At 54.7% G+C, this 3,291-nt stretch carries 4 protein-coding genes; 2 read left to right on the top strand and 2 right to left on the bottom strand.

Translation table 11 applies throughout. The features are described 5' to 3' along the window. Positions 1-179 precede the first annotated feature (179 nt). Positions 180-1,330 (top strand): IS3 family transposase gene (locus AC221Y_RS22435; RefSeq protein ID WP_486708517.1). Its coding sequence is split into 2 segments (ribosomal slippage): positions 180-426 and positions 426-1,330, totalling 1,152 coding nucleotides; the frame shifts between segments, so codons are not numbered across the junction. Here the strand turns inward: AC221Y_RS22435 and AC221Y_RS22440 are convergent. Beyond that, on the bottom strand, positions 1,327-1,656 hold the full coding sequence (locus AC221Y_RS22440; RefSeq protein ID WP_486708518.1) for a hypothetical protein: 330 nt from the start codon (positions 1,654-1,656) through the stop codon (positions 1,327-1,329). The genes AC221Y_RS22435 and AC221Y_RS22440 overlap by 4 nt on opposite strands. A gap of 535 nt (positions 1,657-2,191) precedes the next feature. Between AC221Y_RS22440 and AC221Y_RS22445 the strand changes: the two genes are divergently transcribed. Then, positions 2,192-2,398 (top strand): cold-shock protein, encoded by a 207-nt coding sequence (locus AC221Y_RS22445; RefSeq protein ID WP_486708519.1) that lies wholly within the window; start codon positions 2,192-2,194, stop codon positions 2,396-2,398. Between the two features lie 543 nt (positions 2,399-2,941). On the opposite strand, the gene AC221Y_RS22450 is transcribed toward AC221Y_RS22445, so the two are convergent. Continuing rightward, positions 2,942-3,291: ZIP family metal transporter (locus tag AC221Y_RS22450; RefSeq protein ID WP_486708520.1), on the bottom strand; the 350-nt coding region annotated here is incomplete at its 5' end.

Raw genomic sequence — 3,291 nt, forward strand, 5'->3', positions numbered from 1 at the left:
GATTTCACCGTGGCCTATTACTTGCGGGTTCTCAACAGTGAACAGTCGTAATGTCCCGGACAGAATGAATGTCTCTATGCGTTTAGAGTTGCCCTTCGCCGACGCATCTTGGTCACCTGGTGAGGTGCCCCTAGATTTGTAGACGCTTTGCCCCCTAACTTTGAGGCAAGGAGGCCGACATGGGGACAAGCAACTACAGCGACGATTTCAAGCGTGACGCGGTGCACCAGATTACGGTGCGGGGATATCCGGTTCGGGAGGTTTCCCGGCGTTTGGGCGTGAGCACGCATTCTCTGTACAAATGGGTGAAGTTGTTCGCGGAGCCTGCGCCGAAGGCGGGCAGCGTAGATCACGAGGCTGAGAACCGCCGATTGAAGCGCGAACTGGCCCGGGTCACTGAAGAGCGGGACATCTTAAAAAAGGCAACGGCGTACTTCGCGCGAGAGTCCAAATGAAGTACGCCTTCATCCGGGCGCATCGCGAAGAATTCGGCGTCCGGGCCATGTGCCGGGTGCTGCGTGTGCATTTCAGCGGCTTCTATGCATGGCTTAAGAAGCCGTTAAGCCGGCGTGCGCAGGAAGATCTGCGCCAGACCGAACTGATCCGGCAGGCCTGGACCGAGAGCGGGAAGGTTTATGGCTATCGCAAGATCACCGATGATCTGCGCGATCAGGGTGAGCGGGTTTCCGAGAACCGGGTGGCCCGGCTGGCGTCCCTGGCCGGGATCGCGGCGCAGATTGGCTACAGGCGCCGTCCGGGCCGATATGGTGGCAAGCCCGCGGTGGTGGTCGAAAACAAGCTGGAGCAGCGGTTTCAGACCTCTGCGCCGGATCAGGTCTGGGTGACGGACATTACCTATATCAGAACCCATGAAGGCTGGTTGTATCTCAGCGTCGTCATCGATCTGTTCTCGCGCCGCGTGGTCGGTTGGTCCGCCCAACCCCGCATGACCACGGATCTGGCTCTGCAGGCTTTGCTGATGGCAGTCTGGCGGAGAAAGCCTTCTGGCAAGGTAACGGTCCACTCAGATCAGGGCTCCCAGTTCACCAGCCGGGAATGGCAGACGTTCCTGTGCCAGCACAACCTGGAACCCAGCATGAGTCGACGCGGAAACTGCCATGACAATGCCGTTGCCGAGAGCTTCTTCCAACTGCTGAAACGGGAACGGATCAGGTGCCGAACCTATCCTACAAGGGACGATGCAAGACGAGACGTGTTCAATTATATTGAGATGTTCTACAACGCGAAGCGCAAGCACACGAACAACGGCATGCTGTCGCCCGTTGACTTCGAAATCAGACAGCAGAAAATGAACAAGGCAGGTGTCTAGGAAACTAGGGGCACCTCAATTCTAGCCAAAACATAGTCCTCAAGCACAGGCTCAAAGCAGTATAAGTTTTCGTCACCACAAGCTTGCGCAAAGGAAGGCAACATATCGCCAAAGAATGTGCCAGCGTGTATGATTTCTCCCTCTTCCTTCTCTGTGATGTGCTTAACCAATTCATGCGTTTTGGGCTCATAAAAATTACCACTTATGATGGCTTGTGAGGCAGGGTGACGTACAGCATGTTTGGGCACGAAATACTCAGCGCCGGAAATTAAAACCCTCACAAAATCAACTTTCCAACTACCACTTCTCGACGTCGCCGAAAGCAAAGCACCCCCACCTATCCGAACCGATTTGCAACCCGACTTGCTTGGAATTTTTTCACAATATTTCTCATATATTTTAAACTTTCGGTCAATTTTGGAAGCTTGTAAGCAGCGGTATATGCAATCATTCTGCGCGTCTTTCGCGCGTCGCGCCGCTTTCTCGCTAACGACACGTCGTCCACCACCGTCATAGTAAGTGCCACTTAAAATTTGTCACATATAAAACAAAGACATACGCACAACACTTGCGCACTAAGTGCCCTACATCCATCGTCCAGTCGCCAAACGGCAATGTCCGCTTTGGTCTCAAAGCGGACGCTCGCCTTTAATTGGCGTAACAGCCCGGTTGATGGCAAATCTGTCGATTTAAATTAATTTGCCTCTTGTAAGTGCCGCGATTATGTCCCACTTGAGGTCCGTGAAGTATTCTTTCACCGAAATTTCCGTCTCCTTATGCAGATCGTCGATTTCCAGTTTAAGATCGCACTGCACCAAGGCCACCGCGTTTTGCGGGTGGCATTCACTAGGAGTTAAACGGATGGCTAACGGCACCGTAAAATGGTTCAACGCAAACAAAGGCTTCGGCTTCATTCAGCCAGACAACGGCGGCAGCGACGTGTTTGTACACATTTCTGCAGTCGAGCAGGCTGGACTTTCCGGGCTGGACGACAATCAGAAAGTCGTTTTTGAGTTGGAAACCGGCCGCAATGGCAAAGAGTCTGCGACAGCCCTTAAACTGGCCTAAGCTGATTTAGACGGTAAGTCCCGTCACTCGAAAATATAAAAGCGGCGGTTTGGACAAGGTTCAGGCCGCCTCTTTTTGCATTTATTCCCCTGCAAAGATACAATCACCAAGTCAGGCCATCACGGCAGCCAGGCCGTAGTGTTAGCCGCGAAGCGCGGAATACGGGCCCGATGCGCCACCCCTGCGGCCCTGCTGACACTCGCGGGCCAATACGCGCCTTAGGGAGTGGGTAAATCAACTAGCCGATCCGTTCACAGAAGCTGGACCCCATCACACTCTTACGCCGCCAGTTCAAACATGAAAAGTCGACCACCCCAAGAACGCCGGGAAAGGGCTTATGTTATGCCATGAAGGGCCGTGAAAAGTGCGGGTTTTCCCGTTTTTTCAGCGCGTTGCACAATCAGTTCGCAAGAGCCGGCGCTGCCGTTCGCACTTCCCCGAATGGAACCGATCCAGCGGACTGCATTCACGTCCTGTCTTTCATGACAACCAGACGTCAAGGAACTGCATCAGCACCAATCCGACCGCCAGGCCAAGCGTCGCCTAGTTCTGATGTCCGCTGCGGTGGGTCTCCGGGATAATTTCGTGGCTGATGACATAGAGCATCGCGCCTGCGGCGAAGGCGAGGCCCCAGGGCAGAAACGGTTCTGATATCGTAATGACCGCGGCCCCGATCAGCCCGCCGACGGGTACGATGAGCCCGGTCAGTGCCGCAATTCCCCGGAATCGAACTTTTCCGTAGCCCTCGCCCAAAAGCGCGACAGCAACGGCAAGGCCCTCCGGCCGGTTTTGCAGACCGATGCCGAGGGCAAGCGGCATGCCGCCGGTCAGCCCATGCGCCCCGAAGCCGACGCAGGATTGCCAGTTGAATTCTTCTGTGCCAAAACAAGCTA

This window comes from Boseongicola sp. (genome assembly GCF_057460485.1).